General features: G+C 73.7%; 15 protein-coding genes. 9 read left to right on the top strand and 6 right to left on the bottom strand.

The window, feature by feature from the left end:
- Nucleotides 1-7 precede the first annotated feature (7 nt).
- From ABEB09_RS24830 to rsmH, 3 genes are read right to left on the bottom strand one after another with little or no spacing between them, the layout of a single operon-like run.
- Nucleotides 8-1,984, bottom strand: coding sequence for a peptidoglycan D,D-transpeptidase FtsI family protein (locus ABEB09_RS24830; protein WP_345692124.1), 1,977 nt, complete (start codon nt 1,982-1,984; stop codon nt 8-10).
- A 4-nt stretch (nt 1,985-1,988) separates the two neighbouring features.
- Nucleotides 1,989-2,672: a cell division protein FtsL gene (gene ftsL / locus ABEB09_RS24825; protein WP_345692123.1), complete on the bottom strand. Its 684-nt coding sequence runs from the start codon at nt 2,670-2,672 to the stop codon at nt 1,989-1,991.
- Entirely contained in the window at nt 2,669-3,658 is a 990-nt protein-coding gene (gene rsmH / locus ABEB09_RS24820) for a 16S rRNA (cytosine(1402)-N(4))-methyltransferase RsmH (protein ID WP_345692122.1), read from the bottom strand. The genes ftsL and rsmH overlap by 4 nt, the downstream gene beginning before the upstream one ends.
- 441 nt (nt 3,659-4,099) lie before the next feature.
- Between rsmH and ABEB09_RS24815 the strand changes: the two genes are divergently transcribed.
- The 4 genes from ABEB09_RS24815 (at nt 4,100) to ABEB09_RS24800 (ending at nt 9,681) form a co-directional block, all read left to right on the top strand.
- Entirely contained in the window at nt 4,100-4,642 is a 543-nt protein-coding gene (locus ABEB09_RS24815; protein ID WP_345692121.1) for a beta-class carbonic anhydrase, read from the top strand.
- A gap of 235 nt (nt 4,643-4,877) precedes the next feature.
- On the top strand, nt 4,878-5,897 hold the full coding sequence (locus tag ABEB09_RS24810; protein ID WP_345692120.1) for an AAA family ATPase: 1,020 nt from the start codon (nt 4,878-4,880) through the stop codon (nt 5,895-5,897).
- On the top strand, nt 5,897-7,270 hold the full coding sequence (locus ABEB09_RS24805) for a DUF58 domain-containing protein (RefSeq protein WP_345692119.1): 1,374 nt from the start codon (nt 5,897-5,899) through the stop codon (nt 7,268-7,270). The genes ABEB09_RS24810 and ABEB09_RS24805 overlap by 1 nt, the downstream gene beginning before the upstream one ends.
- Complete coding sequence (locus ABEB09_RS24800) at nt 7,267-9,681, top strand: transglutaminase TgpA family protein (RefSeq protein WP_345692118.1); 2,415 nt, start codon at nt 7,267-7,269, stop codon at nt 9,679-9,681. The genes ABEB09_RS24805 and ABEB09_RS24800 overlap by 4 nt, the downstream gene beginning before the upstream one ends.
- A 257-nt stretch (nt 9,682-9,938) precedes the next feature.
- Here ABEB09_RS24800 and ABEB09_RS24795 read toward each other — a convergent pair whose 3' ends face one another.
- From ABEB09_RS24795 to ABEB09_RS24785, 3 genes are all read right to left on the bottom strand, one after another.
- Entirely contained in the window at nt 9,939-10,331 is a 393-nt protein-coding gene (locus ABEB09_RS24795) for a DUF3040 domain-containing protein (protein WP_345692117.1), read from the bottom strand.
- A gap of 264 nt (nt 10,332-10,595) precedes the next feature.
- Nucleotides 10,596-11,354 carry a methyltransferase gene (locus tag ABEB09_RS24790; protein WP_345692116.1) on the bottom strand — a complete coding sequence of 253 codons (759 nt, stop codon included), beginning with the start codon at nt 11,352-11,354 and terminating at the stop codon, nt 10,596-10,598.
- Between the two features lie 23 nt (nt 11,355-11,377).
- Complete coding sequence (locus tag ABEB09_RS24785; protein ID WP_345692115.1) at nt 11,378-11,845, bottom strand: SAV_6107 family HEPN domain-containing protein; 468 nt, start codon at nt 11,843-11,845, stop codon at nt 11,378-11,380.
- Between the two features lie 182 nt (nt 11,846-12,027).
- Here ABEB09_RS24785 and ABEB09_RS24780 point away from each other — a divergent pair, with 182 nt between their 5' ends.
- From ABEB09_RS24780 to ABEB09_RS24760, 5 genes are all read left to right on the top strand, one after another.
- Nucleotides 12,028-13,059: an ATP-binding cassette domain-containing protein gene (locus tag ABEB09_RS24780; protein ID WP_380840153.1), complete on the top strand. Its 1,032-nt coding sequence runs from the start codon at nt 12,028-12,030 to the stop codon at nt 13,057-13,059.
- A complete protein-coding gene (locus ABEB09_RS24775; RefSeq protein WP_345692114.1) occupies nt 13,059-15,146 on the top strand; it encodes a YhgE/Pip family protein in 2,088 nt (695 codons plus the stop codon). The genes ABEB09_RS24780 and ABEB09_RS24775 overlap by 1 nt, the downstream gene beginning before the upstream one ends.
- A gap of 37 nt (nt 15,147-15,183) precedes the next feature.
- The gene (locus ABEB09_RS24770; protein ID WP_345692113.1) at nt 15,184-15,792 is read left to right on the top strand and encodes a TetR/AcrR family transcriptional regulator; all 609 of its coding nucleotides are present in this window, start codon (nt 15,184-15,186) and stop codon (nt 15,790-15,792) included.
- Between the two features lie 358 nt (nt 15,793-16,150).
- Entirely contained in the window at nt 16,151-16,768 is a 618-nt protein-coding gene (locus tag ABEB09_RS24765) for a DUF4126 domain-containing protein (protein ID WP_345692112.1), read from the top strand.
- A gap of 36 nt (nt 16,769-16,804) precedes the next feature.
- Complete coding sequence (locus ABEB09_RS24760; protein ID WP_345692111.1) at nt 16,805-18,319, top strand: phytoene desaturase family protein; 1,515 nt, start codon at nt 16,805-16,807, stop codon at nt 18,317-18,319.
- Nucleotides 18,320-18,366 lie beyond the last annotated feature (47 nt).

Below are 18,366 nucleotides of genomic sequence, written 5' to 3'. Positions count from 1 at the left end.
CCTCGGCTCAGGTGCCGGGCGTGAAGGTGACCGGCATCCGCGCGGGCGGCTTCCCGGTCGGAGCGACGTGCAGGGTCTTCAGGGCGAACTCCATGACCTTCTTGTGGACGGGGCCGCAGATCTGGCCGCCGAAGTAGCTGCCCCGGGTGGGGTTCTGGATGGCGCAGTAGACGGTGATCTGCGGGGCGTCGGCGGGGGCGAAGCCCGCGAAGGAGGCGGTGTAGCCCTTGTAGCGGCCCAGTTGCGGGTCGACGCGGTTGGCGGTGCCGGTCTTGCCGGCGACGCGGTAGCCGGGGATGGCGGCCTTGGTGCCGGTGCCCTCGCTGTCGTCGACGACGGATTCGAGCATGGCGGCGAGGGTCCTGGCGGTCTTCTCGCTCACCACGCGGGTCTTCTCGGGTGCGGGGGCCGGGGTGAACCGGCCGTCGGGGCCCCTGGTGCCGCGGACGAGGGTGGGCTCGATGCGGACGCCGCCGTTGGCGATGGTCGAGTACACGGACGCGGCCTGCATGGCGTTGATGGACAGGCCCTGCCCGAAGGGGATCGTGTACTGCTGCGAGGTGTTCCAGTCCTGCGGCTCGGCGAGGATCCCGGAGGTCTCGCCCGGGTAGCCGAGCCCGGTGGGGCTGCCGATGCCGAACTTGCGCAGGTAGGAGTGGAGGACCCGGTTGGCCTCGGGCTGGGTCTTGCCGAGCTGTCCGGTGGCGAGGATGGTGCCGATGTTGGACGACTTGGCGAGGACGCCGTTGAGGGTCAGGTACCAGGTGGGGTGGTCGATGTCGTCCTTGAAGAGCCGGTCGCCGCGGTGGAGGCGGTTGGGGACGACGACATGCGTGTTCGGGGTGGCGGCGCCCTCCTCCAGGACGGCGGCCATCGACATGACCTTGGCGGTGGAGCCGGGCTCGAAGGCGTCCTGGAGGGCGGCGTTGCCCATGGCGGCGGCGTCGGCCCGGGACAGGTCGTTGGGGTCGAAGCCGGGGGCGTTGGCCATGGCGAGGACCTCGCCGGTCCGGGTGTTCTGGACGACGACGTAACCGCGGTCCGCGGCGGAGGCCGTGACCTGCTCGGTGATGGCCTTCTGGGCAGCCCACTGGATGTTGCGGTCGATGGTCAGCTCGATGTCGGAGCCGGGCACGGCGGGGGTCTCGCGGGCGCCCGCGGTGGGGACGCGGCGGCCGCCGGAGTGGGCGTAGGTGATCTTGCCGTCGCGGCCGGCCAGGTCCTTGTCGAGCAGGGACTCCAGGCCGCCGGCCCCGCGGCCGTCGGCGTTGACCCAGCCCAGTATCCCGGCCCCGAGGGTGCCGTTGGGGTAGACCCGCTTGGTGCTCTTCTCACTGAGGACGCCGGCGAGGACGCTGACGCCGGGGCCGCCCCTGGCCTTGTCCTCGCGGGCCTTCTTGGCGAAGAGGTTCTTCAGGTCCTTGATCTGGTTCCAGACCTGCGGGGTCTGCTTGCGCGCGAGCACGGCGTACCGGGGGGAGGGCGGGCTCTTGAGGGTGCCGACGAGTTCGGCGGGGTCCTTGCCGAGGATGGGCGCGAGGAGCGCGGCGGCCTGCTCGGGCGCGTCGGGGACCTTGCTCTCCTGCGGAGTGAACATCTTGGGGTCGGCGGTGATGTCGTACGCGTCGACGCTGGTGGCCAGGGCGATGCCGGAGCGGTCGGTGATACGGCCCCGCTCGGCGGCCAGCTTGTGGCTGAGGTACCGGTTCTTCTCCGCCTTGGCGGCGTACGCGCTGGCGTCGACGGCCTGCACCTGGAGCAGCCGCACGACGAAGGCCAGCATGACGAGCGTCAGGCCGAGGCTGACCAGCCGCAGCCGCGGGCGGGGGTTGCCGAGCCGGATGGTGCGCGGCCCCGTGGGTGTCCTGGGCGCCTGGCGCGGGCGGCGCGTGGCGGCGGGTCGGGAGGCCGGGCGGGCGGGGCGGCCGGCGGCGGGTCGGGCGGGGCCCGGGACGCGGCGGCGCGGAGGTTCCTTGGAGGGCACGGCGTCACCTGCCGGGGGTCGTCGGGGCGGGAACCGGCTGCGGGGGCACGGGGGCGGGGGCCGCCGGGACGGGGGCCACCGGGGTGGAGGTCGTCGCCCGGCCGGGCGGCGCGGAGGGGGCCGCCGTGGGTGCGGGGGCCGGGGCGCCCTGGGGTGCCGGGGCCGGGCCCGCCGGGGCGGAGGTGCCCGGAGCGGGGGTTTCCGTGGCCGGGGCCCGTGGGGCCGGTGGGGCTCCCGGTGCCGGTGGGGCGCCCGGAGCGGGGGCCGCGGTGTGGGGCGCGGGCTCGGCGGGGCCCGCCGGGGAGGGGGCGGGGCGGGGGGCGGCGGCCGCGGGTGCCGGCACGCCGCGCACCGTTCCGTCGGGCTCCAGGAAGGCGGGGTTGCCGCCGGGCACCATGCCCAGTTCTCGTGCCCGGCGCTCCAGTGCGTCGGGGGCGGAGCGGGCGTCGACGTCCCGCTGGAGCGCCTGCTCCTCGTCGGTGAGTTCGGTGGTCTTCCTCTTCAGCTCGTTGAGCCGGAAGGAGCCCTGGCTGAGGGAGGTGTTGAGGAGCAGGAGCCCGATGAGGCCGCCGCCGAGGAGGAGCACGACCAGCAGGACGAAAGGGGTGCGGGCCGCGGTGCTCGGCCCGGACGGCATGAGCCGTGCGAGCCGCGCCGCCCGCCCCTTCAGGGGTCCTGCCTTGGTCACATGTCCTCCCTGATCCGTTCCGCGCCGCGCAGCCGGGCCGGTGCGGCGCGGCGGTTCTCGGCGACCTCCTCCTCGGTGGGGAGTTCGGCGCCGCGCGTCAGGAGCTTGAGCCGGGGCTGGTAGCGCTCGGGGACCACGGGCAGACCGGGCGGGGCCGTGGTGGCGGCTCCGGCCGCGAAGACCTGTTTGACCAGGCGGTCCTCGAGCGAGTGGTACGACAGGACGGCGATGCGGCCGCCGACGGCGAGGGCCTTCACGGCCGCGGGAACGGCCCGTTCGAGGACGGCCAGCTCGCCGTTGACCTCGATGCGCAGGGCCTGGAAGGTGCGCTTGGCGGGGTTGCCGCCGGTGCGCTTGGCGGCCTGTGGCAGGGCGTCCCGGATCAGCTCGACGAGCCGGGCGCTGCGGCTGAAGGGCTCCTTCTCGCGCTCGCGCACGATGGCGGCGACGATCCGCTTGGCCTGCTTCTCCTCGCCGTACGCGCGCAGGATCCGGACGAGGTCGCCGGGCGGGTAGGTGTTGAGGACCTCGGCGGCGCTGATGCCTGTCGTCTGGTCCATGCGCATGTCGAGCGGGGCGTCCTGGGCGTAGGCGAAGCCCCGGTCCGCCTCGTCGAGCTGCATGGAGGAGACGCCGAGGTCGAATAGGACGCCCTGGACGCGCGGGACGCCGAGGCGGTCGAGGACGTCGGGCAGCTCGTCGTAGACGGCGTGGACGAGGGTGGCGCGGTCCCCGAAGCGGGCGAGGCGCTCCCCGGAGAGGCGCAGCGCCTCGGTGTCCCGGTCGAGGGCGATCAGCCGTGCCTCGGGGAACCGGGTCAGCAGGGCCTCGCTGTGGCCGCCGAGGCCGAGGGTGCAGTCCACGACGACCGCGCCGGGCTCGGTCAGCGCCGGGGCGAGCATGTCCAGGCACCGGTGGAGCATCACGGGGACGTGCCGGGTGTTCCCGTCCGGTCGTCCGGCGTCGTCCTTGTCGGGGAGCTCCACCGGATCCGTCCCGGCGGCACCCCCATCGCGCCCTTTCATCTGCCCTCTCAGGTCCCGCGCGGCGTGACGTACCGCCGGGTCCCCACCCGCTCAGGAAGGGGAGGTCCGCCGGCGCCGGAGAGGGCGTCGGCCGACCGGCGAGCGGGAGGAGGCCGAGCCGTACGTACCGCCGCACACGTGGAGGAGAAACTGCGGAAATCGCTCGGAATTCGCTCAATGTCTCCGTGAACTTCGCGCCACTCTAGTCCACTCGCCCGTGCGGTCAATCAACCGGCCGCGCGTCGCGGGGACGCTCCGCGCATGCGGAGCAACACGGACAGATCACCCGGACGGCGGTAGGCGCGCACCACCTGTGGGTTACCTCACAACAACCCTCATTGACGTTCTTTGTCCCCTTCTCACAGCGCGCCCGACCGGGCCGTGCCCGTTAACGTCATAGCCATGTCGACTTCCGCGCACTCCTCGACCGACGTGGTTCGTACAGGTGAATCCGTCACCGATCGCCTTGTCGAGGCGAACCGGCGTTACGCCACCGAGTTCGCCGACCCCGGGATGGACGCCCGGCCGGTACTCAAGGTGGCCGTTGTCGCGTGTATGGACGCCCGCATCGACCTGCACGCCGCCCTCGGCCTCGAACTGGGCGACTGCCACACGATCCGCAACGCGGGCGGTGTGGTCACGGACGACGTGATCCGGTCGCTCACGATCAGCCAGCGGGCGCTCGGCACCCGCAGCATCGTGCTGGTGCACCACACCGGCTGCGGCCTGGAGTCGCTCACCGAGGGCTTCCGCGACGAGCTGGAGCAGGAGGTCGGGCAGCGTCCGACCTGGGCGGTGGAGGCCTTCCGCGACGTCGACCAGGACGTACGCCAGTCGATGCAGCGGCTGCGCACGTCGCCGTTCGTGCCGCACACGGACGACATCCGGGGCTTCGTCTTCGACGTCAAGACGGGCCTGCTCAGGGAGATCGACCCCGCGGACTGACGCACGGGGCCGCCCGTCATCGACCCGGCCGACAGGCTGACACGCCGTACGGAACACTCCAACACCTGACATATCGCCCGCAGTTATCCACAGGCGAGTGACACCACGCGCTACGGCAACAAGAATGCGGGGGTGACACCCCTTCGGAGCTGGTCCGGAGGCGGTGTCCGTGTTTCTGGAGTGGGCCGTGCCGTGCGTTGCGCGCGGGCCCATGGGAAGGGCCGAGGAGGGCCGGGTGACGACCTATGACGATCGAGCGAGCCTCGCTGATCTGACCACCACAGCGGAGCGGGTCCGCAGGTCGGTGGAGGCTGTGATCGAGGGCAAGCCCGAGGTCGTACGGCTCTCGCTGACCGTGCTGCTCGCCGAGGGGCATCTGCTCATCGAGGATGTTCCGGGCGTCGGCAAGACAATGCTGGCCAAAGCGCTGGCGCGGTCCATCGACTGCTCGGTGCGCCGCATCCAGTTCACGCCGGACCTGCTGCCGTCGGACATCACGGGTGTGTCGGTCTACGACCAGCAGCGCCGGGAGTTCGAGTTCAAGCCGGGTGCGATCTTCTCGCAGATCGTGATCGGCGACGAGATCAACCGCGCCTCGCCGAAGACCCAGTCGGCGCTGCTGGAGTCGCTGGAGGAGCGCCAGGTCACCGTGGACGGGCAGTCGTACGAACTGCCGAGCCCCTTCATGGTGGTGGCCACGCAGAACCCGGTGGAGATGGAAGGAACGTATCCGCTGCCCGAGGCGCAGCGGGACCGCTTCATGGCCCGGGTCTCCATCGGCTACCCGAGCCCCGAGGCCGAGCTGCGGATGCTCGACGTGCACGGCGCCCTGTCGCCGCTGGACGACCTCCAGCCGGTGGCGCACGCGCACGAGATCGTGAAGCTGATCGAGGCGGTGCGGGGCGTCCATGTCTCCGACGCCGTGCGCCGGTACGCCGTGGAGCTGGTCGCCGCCACGCGCAGCCACCCGGACCTGCGGCTGGGCGCCTCGCCCCGCGCCACCCTGCACCTGCTGCGCGCCGCGAAGGCGTCCGCCGCGCTGAGCGGCCGGGAGTACGTGCTGCCGGACGACCTCCAGGCGCTGGCGACACCGGTGCTGGCGCACCGGCTGCTGCCCACCTCGCAGGCCCAGATGAACCGGCGTACGGCCGAGCAGGTCGTCAGGGACATCCTGCAGCGCACGCCCGTACCCGCCGTGGCGCAGCCCGGAGACATGTTCTACGGACAGCAGCAGCCCGGCCTGCGGCGGCTGTGATGACGGCCGGGGGGCCCACCGACCCGGACGGCGCGGTCAGGGGCGGTGTGCGCGGTGCCCTCGGCGGGCTGACCACGCGGGGCCGGTCCTTCCTCGCCGCCGGTGTGGCGGCCGCGGGCTGTGCGTACGTCCTGGGACAGGCCGACCTGCTGCGGGTCGGCCTGCTGCTCGCCGCGCTGCCGCTGGTCTGCGTCGCCGTGCTGTACCGGACGCGCTACCGGGTCACCGGCAGCCGGGGCCTGTCGCCGCGCCGGGTTCCGGCGGGTGCCGAGGCGCGTGTGCTGCTGCGCATGGAGAACGTGTCGCGGCTGCCCACGGGGCTGCTGATGCTCCAGGACCACGTGCCGTACGTGCTGGGGCCGCGGCCCCGGTTCGTGCTGGACCGGGTGGAGCCGGGCGGCCGGCGCGAGGTGTCGTACCGCGTCCGTTCGGACCTGCGCGGGCGCTACCCGCTGGGGCCGCTCCAGCTGCGGCTGAGCGACCCGTTCGGGATGTGCGAGCTGACGCGTTCGTTCAGCGCGTACGACACGCTGACGGTGATACCGCGGACGGAACCGCTGCCGCCGGTCCGGCTGGCCGGCGAGGCCCCGGGGTACGGCGACGGGCGGCAGCGTTCGCTGGCGCAGGCCGGTGAGGACGACGTGATCCCGCGCGGCTATCAGTACGGCGACGACCTGCGCCGGGTGCACTGGCGGTCCACCGCGCGGTACGGCGAGCTGATGGTGCGGCGCGAGGAGCAGCCGCAGCGGGCCCGCTGCACGGTCCTGCTGGACACCCGCGAGGACGGCTTCGACGGCGGCGGCCCGGACTCGGCGTTCGAGTGGGCGGTGTCGGGCGCGGCCTCGGTGGTCACGCACATGCTGGAGCGCGGCTACGCGGTCCGCCTGCTCACGGACACCGGGTACACGCTGCCGGGCGACGGCGCGGGCCCGCACGAGGGTTTCGTCGCCACGGGACACGACGCGGCGGACGGGGCGGGGCTGATGCTGGACGCCCTCGCCGTCGTGGAGAACTCGGGTGAGCGGGACCTGTCGCGGGCCCAGGGCGTCCTGGCGGCCGGCGGCGAGGGGCTGCTCATCGCCTTCTTCGGCGATCTGGACGAGGAGCAGGCGACGTCGGCGGCACGGATGCGCCGCCGTACGGGAGCGGCGGTGGCGTTCGTCGTGGGTGGTGTTCCGGCGTCCTCCGGGGCCGGCGGGGTCTCGCGGACGCAGGACGAGACGGTGCGCCGGCTCCAGGAGGCCGGGTGGACGGCGCTCGCGGTGCCGCCGGGCGCCTCGCTCGGCGACCTGTGGCGGCGGGCCGCACGGACGGGCATCGAGCCGGGCGCGCCCGCCGGCAGCACGACGGGGTTCTCAGGGGGTTGGTCATGAGCGGCAGCGGACGCCTGACGGTGTGTGCCCTGGCCGCCACGGTGGCGGCGGCGTGCGCGCTGCTGCCGCTGGTGAACCCGGCCACGTGGCTGTTCCAGGCCGCGTTCCTGCTGGCGGTCCTGAGCGGGGTCGGCGCGCTGGCCCGGCGGGTGCCGCTGGCCCGGGCGCTGACCGTGGCCACGCAGCTCGCGGTGGCGCTGGTCATGCTGACCGCGCTCTTCGCCTCCGAGCAGGCGCCGGCCGGGCTGCTGCCCTCCCCGGCGGTGTTCGAGCGGTTCGGTGCCCTGCTGACGGCGGGCGCCGAGGACGTCGGGCAGTACGCGTCGCCCGCGCCCGCCACGGACGGCATCCGGCTGATGCTGATCGGCGGGGTCCTGGCGATCGGGCTCGCGGTGGACGCGCTCGCGGTGACGTTCCGCAGCGCGGCCCCGGCGGGGCTGCCGCTGCTGGCGCTGTACTCGGTGGCCGCCGGGCTGTCGGGCGGCGGCGCCGGCTGGCTGTGGTTCCTGCTGGCGGGCTGCGGTTACCTGGTGCTGCTGCTGGCGGAGGGCCGTGACCGGCTCGCCCAGTGGGGGCGGGTCTTCGGCGGCGCGGCCCGCAAGGGTGGTCCGGCGGCGTTCGGGGCACCGGACGGTTCGGCTCCGGCGCCGCTGCGCACCGGCCGGCGCATCGGCGCGTTCGCCCTGGGCATCGCGCTGGTCGTGCCCGCGGTGCTGCCGTCGCTGGGAGGCGGCCTGCTGAACACGGGCGGCGGCGACGGGGACGGCGAAGGCGGCGCCATCAGCGCGGTGAACCCGCTGGTGTCGCTCCAGGAGAACCTGAACCAGCCGGAGGACCGGGAGGTCCTGCGGTACCGGACGAACGCCCCGAGCGGCACCGACCTGTACCTGCGGCTGGTGTCACTGGACCAGTTCGACGGCACGGCCTGGAAGACGTCCGAGCGCGCCCTGCGGGACGTCCCGGAGCGGATGCCGCCGACGGTCGGTCTGAGCAGCGCGGTCTCCACGACGGAGATCGAGACGAATATCTCGGCCGCCGACTCGTACGGGCAGAAGTGGCTGCCGATGCCCTACCCGGCGACCGGCGTCGAGATCGAGGGGCGCTGGCGGTACGAGCCGGTGGGCCGGACGCTCGTCGGCGACGGCGACCAGACGACGAGCGACGCGCAGTACTCGGTGCGGAGTCTGGTCGTGCGGCCGACCGCGAAGCAGCTGGCGGCGGCCCCGGAGCCGCCGGGCAGCCTGCTGCGCGAGTACACGCAGGTGCCGGAGTCCCTTCCCGCCGAGGTGAAGGCGACGGCGCTACGGGTGACGGCGGGAAGCAAGAACGCCTACGAGCGCGCCGTGAAGCTGCAGGACTGGTTCGCCACCGAGGGCGGTTTCCGCTACGACACGACCGTGTCGTCGGGGACGGGTCCGGCGGCCATCTCCCGGTTCCTGGAGGACCGGGAGGGCTTCTGCGTCCACTTCTCCTTCTCGATGGCGGCCATGGCCCGCACGCTGGACATACCGGCGCGGGTCGCGGTCGGGTTCATGCCCGGCACGCCGGGCGCCGGCGGCATCGTGTCGGTGGGCATCAGGGACGCGCACGCCTGGCCGGAGCTGTACTTCGAGGGCGTGGGCTGGACCCGCTTCGAGCCGACGCCGTCGCGCGGCTCCGTCCCGGAGTACGCGCAGCCCCAGGTGCCGGCCGGTGAGCTGCCCGCCCCCGCCGAAGAGGAGCCGATCCGCCCGACCGCCCCGTCGGCGGCGCCCTCGCCGGACGACACCTGTGCGGTGCCGGGTGCCGGTGCGGCCGGCTGCGACCCGCTCGACCCGCAGGGCGCGGCCCCGCCGTCGGACCCGGGCGTCCCGCTCGGCACGGTCCTGCTGGTCGCGGCCGGTGCTGCCGTGGTGGTCCTGCTGCCACTGCTGCCCCTGCTGTGGCGGGCACGGGTACGGGCCCGTCGGCTGGGTCCGGGCGGGCCCGGGTCCGAGGACGCGGCGGCCCGGACGCTGGCGGTGTGGCAGGAGGTCATCGACACGGCGTGGGACCACGGCATCCCGCCGGACGGCTCCCTCACCCCGCGCCGGACCGCGGAGCGGATCGTACGGCTGGGCCGCCTCGACGGGCCGCCCGCCGAGGCGGTCCACCGGATCGCGGCCGCGGTCGAGCAGGTGCTGTACGCGCCGGTGCCGCGCGCCACGCCCGGTCTGACCGACGTGGCCCAGGTCGTACGGGCGGGGCTGCGGGACCGGCTGGGCCGCGCGGGCAGGCTGCGGGCGGCGCTGCTGCCGCGGTCGGCGGCCCGGCTCGGCTGGGCGTTCTCGCGGCGCCGGGCCGCGGTCGGCGCACGGTGGGCGGCTCGCCGCCGCAGCGTCGGTGAGCGCCTGTCGACGCTGCTGCGCCGCCCGTCCCGCCAGCGCGGCTGAGCCCGAGCGGGCCGGGGCCTCCGCCATGGACGCGAGGCCCTGGCCCGGGGGTACCTCGCCATGGATGCGAGCCCGGCCCGGAAGATGCTCCCCAGGCCCTGGCCGGGGTGCTCAGAAGCCCCGGTCGGGAATGCTTCCCAGCCCTCGCCCGGGGGTCTTCCCGAGGCCTGGCCCGCAGGACATCCGCTGGTATACGCCTGAGGGGTGACCGCGCGGTGCGGTCACCCCTCAGGCGTATGTCCGGTTGTCTGTGCTGCTCAGTGGCCCTGCTCGTCGCGGCGCCGCTGCCAGCGCTCTTCGATGCGGTTCATCATCGAGCGGCGCTGCCTGTGCTGCCGGCCGGCGGACGGGCCTCCCCGGCCCTGTCGCTCACCGGCCTTGGGCGCTTTGCGCCAACCTGTGACTGCGAGGACCGCGCAACCGAGCATGACAAGGAATCCCACCACGCCGAGCCAGATCTGCGTGAAGATCATTCCGGCCATGAGGAGCGCGATACCCACCAGGAAGCCTGCGACCGCCTGGTAGACCCGTCGCCGGGTGTACGTACGCAGCCCGCTTCCCTCGAGCGCTGTCGCGAACTTGGGATCTTCGGCGTACAGCGCTCGCTCCATCTGCTCGAGCATTCGCTGCTCGTGCTCCGAGAGCGGCACGGAGTCCTCCTCATCGTCGGTCGCGGGGGCGACCGGTATGCGGCCCTTTCAGGATAGGCAGGGAATCGCCCCCGTGAAACCCGCCCTCAATGCCAATTCGCTGATCGGGCCGCCATGCCGGTTCGGCTGGTGAGGCGTTGATTCCCCATCGTCCGAACCGTCATGCCGGATGGTGTCCCTCGATCATACGGGGAGAGTGGCGCGATCGGGTCTGCTGTGGCGTACTCCATCTGCGGCTGCGCCGCTGATCAGCCCCCTTGTCGGTCAGGCCCGCTTCTGGCCGAGGAGGTGCAGCTGGGTGGCGACCGAATGGAAGGCCGGAAGCTCGGCGGCGGCCGCCTCCAGCCTGAGCAGCGCGTCCAGGGCGCCGGGCTCGGTGTCGACCAGGACGCCGGGCACCAGGTCGGCGAAGACCCGCACGCCGTGCACCGCGCCGACCTGCACACCTGCCGCCTCGACGGTCTCGGTGAGCTGCTCGGCGGTGAAGCGGCGGGGCACCGGGTCGCCCTCGCCCCAGCGCCCTGCCGGGTCGGTCAGGGCGCGGCGGGCCTCGGTGAAGTGCCCCGCGAGCGCCCTGGCGAGCACGGCGCCGCCCAGTCCCGCGGCGAGCAGGCTCAGCGCGCCTTCGGACCGCAGCGCCTCGACGGCGTTGCGCACGCCCTCGACCGGGTCGTCGACGTACTCCAGGACGCCGTGGCAGAGCACCACGTCGTAGCCGCCGCGCTCGACGACGTCGAACAGGCCGTGGATGTCGCCCTGGACCCCTTGGACGCGGTCGGCCACGCCGGCCTCGGCGGCCCGGCGCTCCAGCGCGAACAGCGCGTTGGGGCTGGGGTCGACGACGGTGACGCGGTGGCCGAGGCGGGCGACGGGCACGGCGAAGTTGCCGCTGCCGCCGCCGGTGTCGAGGACGTCCAGGCTGGACCTGCCGGTCGCTTTGACCCTGCGGTCGAGGGCGTCCTCGAGAACGTCCCACACCACGGCGGTACGAAGGGAGGCGCGGGGGCGCTGCGGGTCCGACACGGCAGTTGACTCCTCGGCGACGGTTACGAACGCTCCCACCCTATGGCCTCGGGCGAGGTCCTCGGGCGCGGCGTGGACCGGAGCAGCAGCATCCGCTCCACGAGGCGCAGGAACATGGCCACGTCGCGGACGAGGTCGTCGGCCTGCCGGGGCGTGACCGCGCCCCGTATGCCCGCCTCCGCGCGGGCCCTGCGGGCGGCGCCGGACGCGAACAGGGCGCTCCACTCGGTCAGCTCGGGCGCCATCTCCGGCAGCACCTCCCAGGCGCTGCGGATCCGGCGGCGCCTGCGCGGGTTCGTCTCGGGCCTGCCGCGGGCGGCGAGCACGGCGGCGGCGGTGCGCAGGGCGGCCAGGTGTGCCGTCGCGTACCGCTCGTTGGGGGCGTCGAGGGTGGTCGCCTCGGCCAGGCCGGCGCGGGCCTGGCCGAGGAGGTCGAGGGCGGCGGGCGGTGCCGACGCGCGGCGCGGCACGGGGTGGACGTCGCTCGCCATGACGGACCTCCTGTCGTCGTGTGACGGCGCGCTGTGGCCGTGTGGATCCATCGTGCAAGGCACCACTGACAATCCGCGCTGACCTGCGGTTTTGCGTTGATCAACAGAACGCCTGTACTTTTGCACTGACTGGTCAGTTCAAAGAATCGCCCAGCGCGTGAACGTGGGAATGGGGGACGTCCGTGGAGAGCCCGGACACCGAGGACAGCCGCCCGCAGCCGGAGAAGTCGGCGCCGGAGCCGGAGCCCAACGCCGAGGCGAAGCGGGAAGCCGTGCAGAAGCCCGAGGCCGAGGCGGCGCCCGACGGCGAGCCCGCAGACGCCGACGCCGAGCCCGCGGCCGAAGCCGAGCCCGCCCCTGAGCCGAAGAAGGCCGCCGAGTCGAGCAAGTCCGCCGTGTCGAAGAAGGCCGCGTCCGGGTCGGCCGCCAAGGCGTCCGCGCCGACCACCACCGGCCCGCGGCCGCGAGCCGGTGCCGCAGCGCGCGGCGCGGCCATCACCGCCCGGGACTTCGGGCTCAAGGGCCCGCGCGGCTGGGCCTTCCAGGGCGTGGGCGTGGACGCGGCGCCCGGCGACCTCGTCGCCATCGAGGGGCCCTCCGGATCGGGCCGTACCTGCCTGCTGCTCGCCCTCACCGGCCGGATGCGCCCCGGCGCGGGCCACGCCGAGGTCGCCGGACTGCGCCTGCCGCGCAAGATGGCCGCCGTGCGCCGGATCAGCGCCCTCGCGCACGTGCCGGGCGTCAGCGACCTGGACCCCTCGTTCACGGTCGCCGAGCACCTGCGGGAAGGCGCCCTGCTGCGGCGCCGTTTCGACGGCTCCCCGCTCGCGCTGCTGCGCGCGCGCTCCGGCCGCGCCGCCGAGAACCGGCGCCGGATCGAGGCCGCGCTGGAGGCCGCCGGGCTGGACCCGGACGCCCTCGTGAAGGGCGAGCGCACCTCCGTGCGCGACCTGGAGCGGCTGGAGGCGCTGCGCCTGTCCGTGGCGCTCGCGCTGATCGGCGAGCCGCGGCTGCTGGCCGTCGACGACACCGACCTGAAGCTGGGCGCCGAGGACGAGGAGGCCGCCTGGTCGATGCTCCGCTCGGTCGCCGACAGCGGCGTCACGGTCCTGGCCGTCTGCAACGAGGCGCCCGCCCACGCGTCGGCCGTCATCCGTACCGACGGCAACGACAACGCCGACGACAACAAGGACACCGAGGAGGGGGCAGCCTGATGCGCTCGCCGAAACTGGCCGCGCTCGAACTGAAGCGGTTCGGCCGGGGCAAGCTGCCGCGGGCCGCGCTCGTCGCGATCCTGCTGCTGCCGCTGCTGTACGGCGCGCTGTACCTGTGGTCGTTCTGGGACCCGTACAGCAGGCTCGACCGGATACCGGTGGCGCTCGTCAACGAGGACAAGGGCGCGACCGCCGGCGGCAAGAAGATCAACGCCGGTGACGACATCACCGAGGGGCTGCGCGAGAGCGCGGTCTTCGACTGGCGCGAGGTGAACGACGCCGAGGCGCGCAAGGGCGTCGAGGACGGCCGCTACTACCTGTCGCTCACGATGCCCGCCGACTTCAGCGAGCGCATCGCGTCCAGCTCCGGCGACTCCCCGGAGACGGGCGCGCTGAAGGTGCGGACGAACGACGCCAACAACTACATCGTCGGCCAGATCTCCCGGACGGTGTTCTCCGAGGTGCGGACCGCCGCGTCGACGAAGTCGTCCCGCTCCTTCCTCGACAAGATCTTCATCTCCTTCTCCGACATCCACGACGCGACGGAGAAGGCCGCCAAGGGCGCCAACGACCTCAAGGACGGCGTCGGCAAGGCCAAGGAGGGCGCCAAGAGCCTCGCCGACGGCACGAAGAACGCCAAGAACGGCAGCGGCAACCTGGCCGACGCCCTCAGGAAGCTGGACTCCGGCGCGGCCGAACTGGAGACGGGCACCCGGCAGATCGCCGACGGCACGCAGAAGCTGGCCGACAAGGTCAACGGCACGGCCGCGAAGGTCCGCCCGTACCTGCGGGACAACGGCAAGCAGATCGCCGACAGCGCCCGCCTGGTCTCCGACACCTCCAAGGCGGCGCGGCACAACCTCGACCTCATCGTGAAGACCGGTCCCACGGCGCGTACGCAGGCCCACAAGGCGGCAGACGACCTGGCCGCCCTCCACGCGAGCAAGTGCGACGGCGGGCTGCTGCCCGACCCGGACTACTGCCCGGCGCTGGAGCGGGCCAAGGTGAGCGCCGCCGACGTGGCGAAGATCGCCGACGACCTCGCCGAGCTGGCCAAGGACAGCAACGGCGACCTCAAGAAGCTCGACGGCCACCTGGCCGACCTCCAGAACAAGGCGGACGCGCTCGCCCAGCGCGCGCCGACGCTGAGCAAGGACGTCGACTACGCCGTCAGCAAGATCAACGAGCTGAACGCCGGCGCCCACAAGGTCGCCAAGGGCATGGACGAGCTGCACACCGGCCTGACGAAGACCAAGCAGGGCGCGATCTCCCTGGACACCGGCCTCGGCAAGATCAAGAAGGGTGCCAGCGACCTCGACGGCGGCATGTACAAGCTCGCCGACGGCTCCACCGAGCTGGCCAGCGGCCTCGACAAGGGCGTCGACCAGATCCCCGACTACGACAAGGCCGACCGGGACCGCCGTACGGAGGTCATGGCCGACCCGGTCCAGCTCGCCTCGCAGTCGATGCACAAGGCGGCCAACTACGGCACCGGCTTCGCCCCGTACTTCATCCCGCTGTCCCTGTGGGTGGGCGCGATGGTGGCGTACATGCTGATCCAGCCGATGAACCGGCGGGCCCTCGCCGCGGGCGCGTCCGCGTGGCGCATCGCGCTGGCCGGCTGGCTCCCCGTCGCCGCGATCGGCCTGCTCCAGGTGGCCGCACTGATGTCGGTGCTGCACTGGGGCCTGGGCCTCGAAATGGCGCGGGCCGCCGGGACGGTGGGCTTCCTCGCCCTGGTCACCTGCTGCTTCGCGGCGATCATCCAGTGGCTCAACGCCCGCTTCGGGGCGGCCGGCCGGATCCTGGTGCTGGCGCTGCTGATGCTCCAGCTGACCTCGGCGGGCGGCACGTACCCGGTCCAGACGAGCCCCGGCTTCTTCAACGCCGTCCACCCGTACCTGCCGATGAGCTACGTCGTCGAGGCGCTGCGCCGGCTCATCACGGGCGGCGGCATCGGCCCGGTGTGGCAGGCCTGCGCGGTCCTGGCCGCCTTCACCGCGGGCGCGCTCGCGCTGACGGCCCTGTCGGCCCGCCGCAAGCAGGTGTGGACGTTCGACCGTCTGCACCCCGAGCTGACGCTCTAGGCCGGAAGGACCCGTGACACCTGTGAGAATCGACGCCATGGACACCCGGAACAGCCGACGGCAGGCCACCCGCACGAAGCTCTACGAGGCAGCCGTGACCCTCATCGCCGAGCAGGGCTTCTCGGCGACGACGGTCGACGAGATCGCCGAGCGGGCCGGGGTCGCCAAGGGCACGGTCTACTACAACTTCAAGAGCAAGACCGAGCTGTTCGAGGAGCTGCTGCGGCACGGCGTCGGCCTGCTCACCGCGTCGCTGCGCGACGCCGCCGACGAGACGGCGGAGCGCGGCGGCACCCGGGTCGAGGCGCTGGACGCGATGATCCGGGCGGGTCTCGTCTTCATCGACCGCTACCCGGCCTTCACACAGCTGTACGTGGCGGAGCTGTGGCGCACCAACCGGGCCTGGCAGTCGACCCTGATGGTGGTCCGTGAGGAGGCGGTCGCCGTCGTCGAGACGGTGCTGCGCGAGGGCGTCGCGAACGGCGAGCTGAGCGAGGAGATCGACATTCCGCTCACCGCCGCCGCGCTGGTCGGGATGGTGCTGGTGGCGGCGCTCGACTGGCAGGCGTTCCAGCGCGAGCGGTCCATCGACGACGTGCACGCGGCGCTGTCGCGGCTGCTGCACGGGCGCGTGAGCGGCCGCTGAGGCACGGCGAGGGGCCTGGGAAGACAAAAACCGGTCCGGCGAGGCTCGATCCCCCCGAGCCCCGCCGGACCGGCGCGTTTCCCCCCGCACCCCCGTGGTGCGTCAGAGCCCGAACCCCCGTGTTCCCCCGGGTCGTGGGCCCTCCGTGGTGCACCCCGTTCGGCAGGTGCGCGGCGCCGTTTCCGCCGCCCCGTGCCGGCGGTTCCGGCGCTGCGCCCCTTCCGTGACCACCACTCTTCCGTCCGGGCGGGGGCCGGCCCATCCGCCCGCGTACTCATCTGCGCCTCTGAGTACGCGTACTCAGAGGACCGTCGCGAACCCCACGCGCGCGTGCGGCCGCTTCGTTACGATCACGGCCGTGTCCGTACTTCCTCTGGTCTTCACGAGCGGCTGGGCCAGCGGGATCAACGCCTACGCGGTGATCCTGCTCCTCGGCATATTCGGCGCCACCGGCGTGGCCGACGACGTACCCGAGGCGCTCCAGCGCCCGGACGTCCTGATCGCCGCCGGTGTGCTCTTCCTGATCGAGGCGGTGGCCGACAAGATCCCGTACGTCGACACCGTCTGGGACGCGGTGCACACCGTCGTCCGGCCGCTGTCCGGCGCCGTGGTGGCGGCGCTGCTGGCCGGGCAGAGCGGTTCGCTGTCCGAGGTGGCGGCGGGCGCGATCGGCGGCTCCACGGCGCTGGTGAGCCATCTGGTCAAGGCCGGGACCAGGATGGCGGTGAACACCTCCCCCGAGCCCCTGAGCAACATCGTGGTCAGCATCGCGGAGGACCTGGGCGTCGCGGGGATCATCACCTTCGCGGTGTTCAACCCGGTGGCCGCCGCGATCATCGCCGGCACGCTGCTCGTGCTGGGCGTCCTCGTCGTCGTCCTCCTCGTCGGGCGGATCCGCCGGTTCCTGCGCCGCCGGGCGCAGCGGCGCGAGGAGAAGCGGATGGCGTCGGCCGGGCCACCGGGGCCGCCGCGCTGAGCGGTTGTGTCAGTGGGGGCTTATAGAGTCCCTGCCATGGCACGGATTGCGGTGATCGGCGCCGGGATGGGCGCCATGGCGGCGGCCGCGCGGCTGGCTGTGGCAGGCCACCGGGTGACGGTGTATGAACGGGCGGAGACGTACGGCGGCGGTGTGCGCCGCTTCGAGCGGGACGGTTTCGGCTTCGACACCGGACCCGGCCTGCTGCATCTGCCCGCGGTCTACCGGGACCTGTTCGTCAAGACCGGCAAGGAGCCGCTGGAGCGGTGCGTCGGGCTGACGCAGGTGGACCCGGCGAGCCGGCACGTCTTCGCCGACGGCACGGCGGTGTCCCTGCCCAACGCGTCGCGGGCCGGTGTCGTGGACGCCCTGGACGAGGCGCTGGGCAAGGGCGCGGGCGAGCGGTGGGCCGCCTTCCTGAACCGGGCGCGTGACGCGTGGGACCGCTCGCGGCGCCCCCTGCTGGAGGAGCCGCTGCCGGCCGACGTGTCGGTGTTCTCGCGCGACCCGTACCCGGCGCTGAAGACCGGCCTGCTGCGGCGGACGGCCGCGACCCTCGCCGCCGTGGGCCGCCGTGAGCTGGGCGACGAGCGGCTGGCGGCGCTGCTGGACGGGTACGCGCTGGCGTACGGCCTGGACCCGGCGACCGCTCCCCCGTCGGCGGCGGTCCTGCCGTACATGGAGCAGACCTTCGGGACCTGGTACGTCGGCGGGGGCCTGCGGGCGCTCGCGGACGCCGTGTACGAGCGGTGCCTCGCGCGGAAGGTCGAGTTCGTCTTCGGCACCGAGGTGACGGGCGTGGTGGAGAAGGGCGGCCGCGCCGCGGGGATCGAACTGGCCGGCGGCGAGGTCGTGGAGGCGGACCACGTGGTGGCGGGGGCGCCCGTGCCGGCGCTCCTGCGGGACCGGGTGGTGGCGTGGGAGCGGCAGGAGGAGTGGCCGCGCTTCGCGTCGGAGGTGCGCACGGGCCGGGTGACCGTGTGTCTCGCGCTGCGGGGTGCGCGGGAGGCGGACGCGGCGCACCGGACGGTGGTGCACTCCGGCGACCTCGCGGCCGAGCTGACGACCCTGGCCCCCGGCGGCCCCCTGGCCGGCCCGCCCACGGTGGTGGTGCTGCGCCCCGGAGACCCGGCGCTGGTCCCGGACGGCGGCCACGAGGCGGTGACGGTGACGGCGACGGTGCCCGCGGGCGAGCCCATGGCGCCGGAGGACGTGTGGAGCGGTTCGCCGCAGTGGGTGGAGGAGTTCGCCGACCGGATGGTGGAGGCGGCGGAGGCCGCGGTGCCGGAGCTGCGGGAGCGGCTGCTGTGGCGCGAGGTGCGCACGCCCGCCGACACGTACCGGGAGACGGGGACCCATCAGGTGCCCGCGCCGGCGTTCGCGGGCGTGGAGGGTGCGCTGCTGCCGGCGGCCAATCCCGCGCCGCTGCCCGGGCTGTATTTCGCGGGCGGCTGGGCGCACCCGGGCGGCGGCCTCGCGCACGCCGGGATGTCGGGCGCGCTCGTGGCCGGGCTGATCGTGGAGGGCGCGGACTTCCGCGGGTCGCAGTAGCGGGACCGTGGCGGGTGGCTTTACGGCGCCGGTCGCCCGGCGGGCTG

Origin of the sequence: Streptomyces coeruleoprunus, assembly GCF_039542925.1 — a bacterium.
In the GTDB taxonomy this organism is placed as follows: Bacteria; Actinomycetota; Actinomycetes; order Streptomycetales; family Streptomycetaceae; genus Streptomyces; species Streptomyces coeruleoprunus.
The sequence above is the reverse complement of the archived record's forward strand: the minus strand, read 5'-3'. Positions and strand labels throughout refer to the sequence as shown.

Coding starts and splice junctions, on each gene's coding strand:
- ABEB09_RS24815 (WP_345692121.1), top strand. CDS start 4,100: ATGTCGACTTCCGCGCACTCCTCGACCGACGTGGTTCGTACAGGTGAA.
- ABEB09_RS24805 (WP_345692119.1), top strand. CDS start 5,897: ATGACGGCCGGGGGGCCCACCGACCCGGACGGCGCGGTCAGGGGCGGT.
- ABEB09_RS24800 (WP_345692118.1), top strand. CDS start 7,267: ATGAGCGGCAGCGGACGCCTGACGGTGTGTGCCCTGGCCGCCACGGTG.
- ABEB09_RS24785 (WP_345692115.1), bottom strand. CDS start 11,845: ATGGCGAGCGACGTCCACCCCGTGCCGCGCCGCGCGTCGGCACCGCCC.
- ABEB09_RS24775 (WP_345692114.1), top strand. CDS start 13,059: ATGCGCTCGCCGAAACTGGCCGCGCTCGAACTGAAGCGGTTCGGCCGG.
- ABEB09_RS24770 (WP_345692113.1), top strand. CDS start 15,184: ATGGACACCCGGAACAGCCGACGGCAGGCCACCCGCACGAAGCTCTAC.
- ABEB09_RS24760 (WP_345692111.1), top strand. CDS start 16,805: ATGGCACGGATTGCGGTGATCGGCGCCGGGATGGGCGCCATGGCGGCG.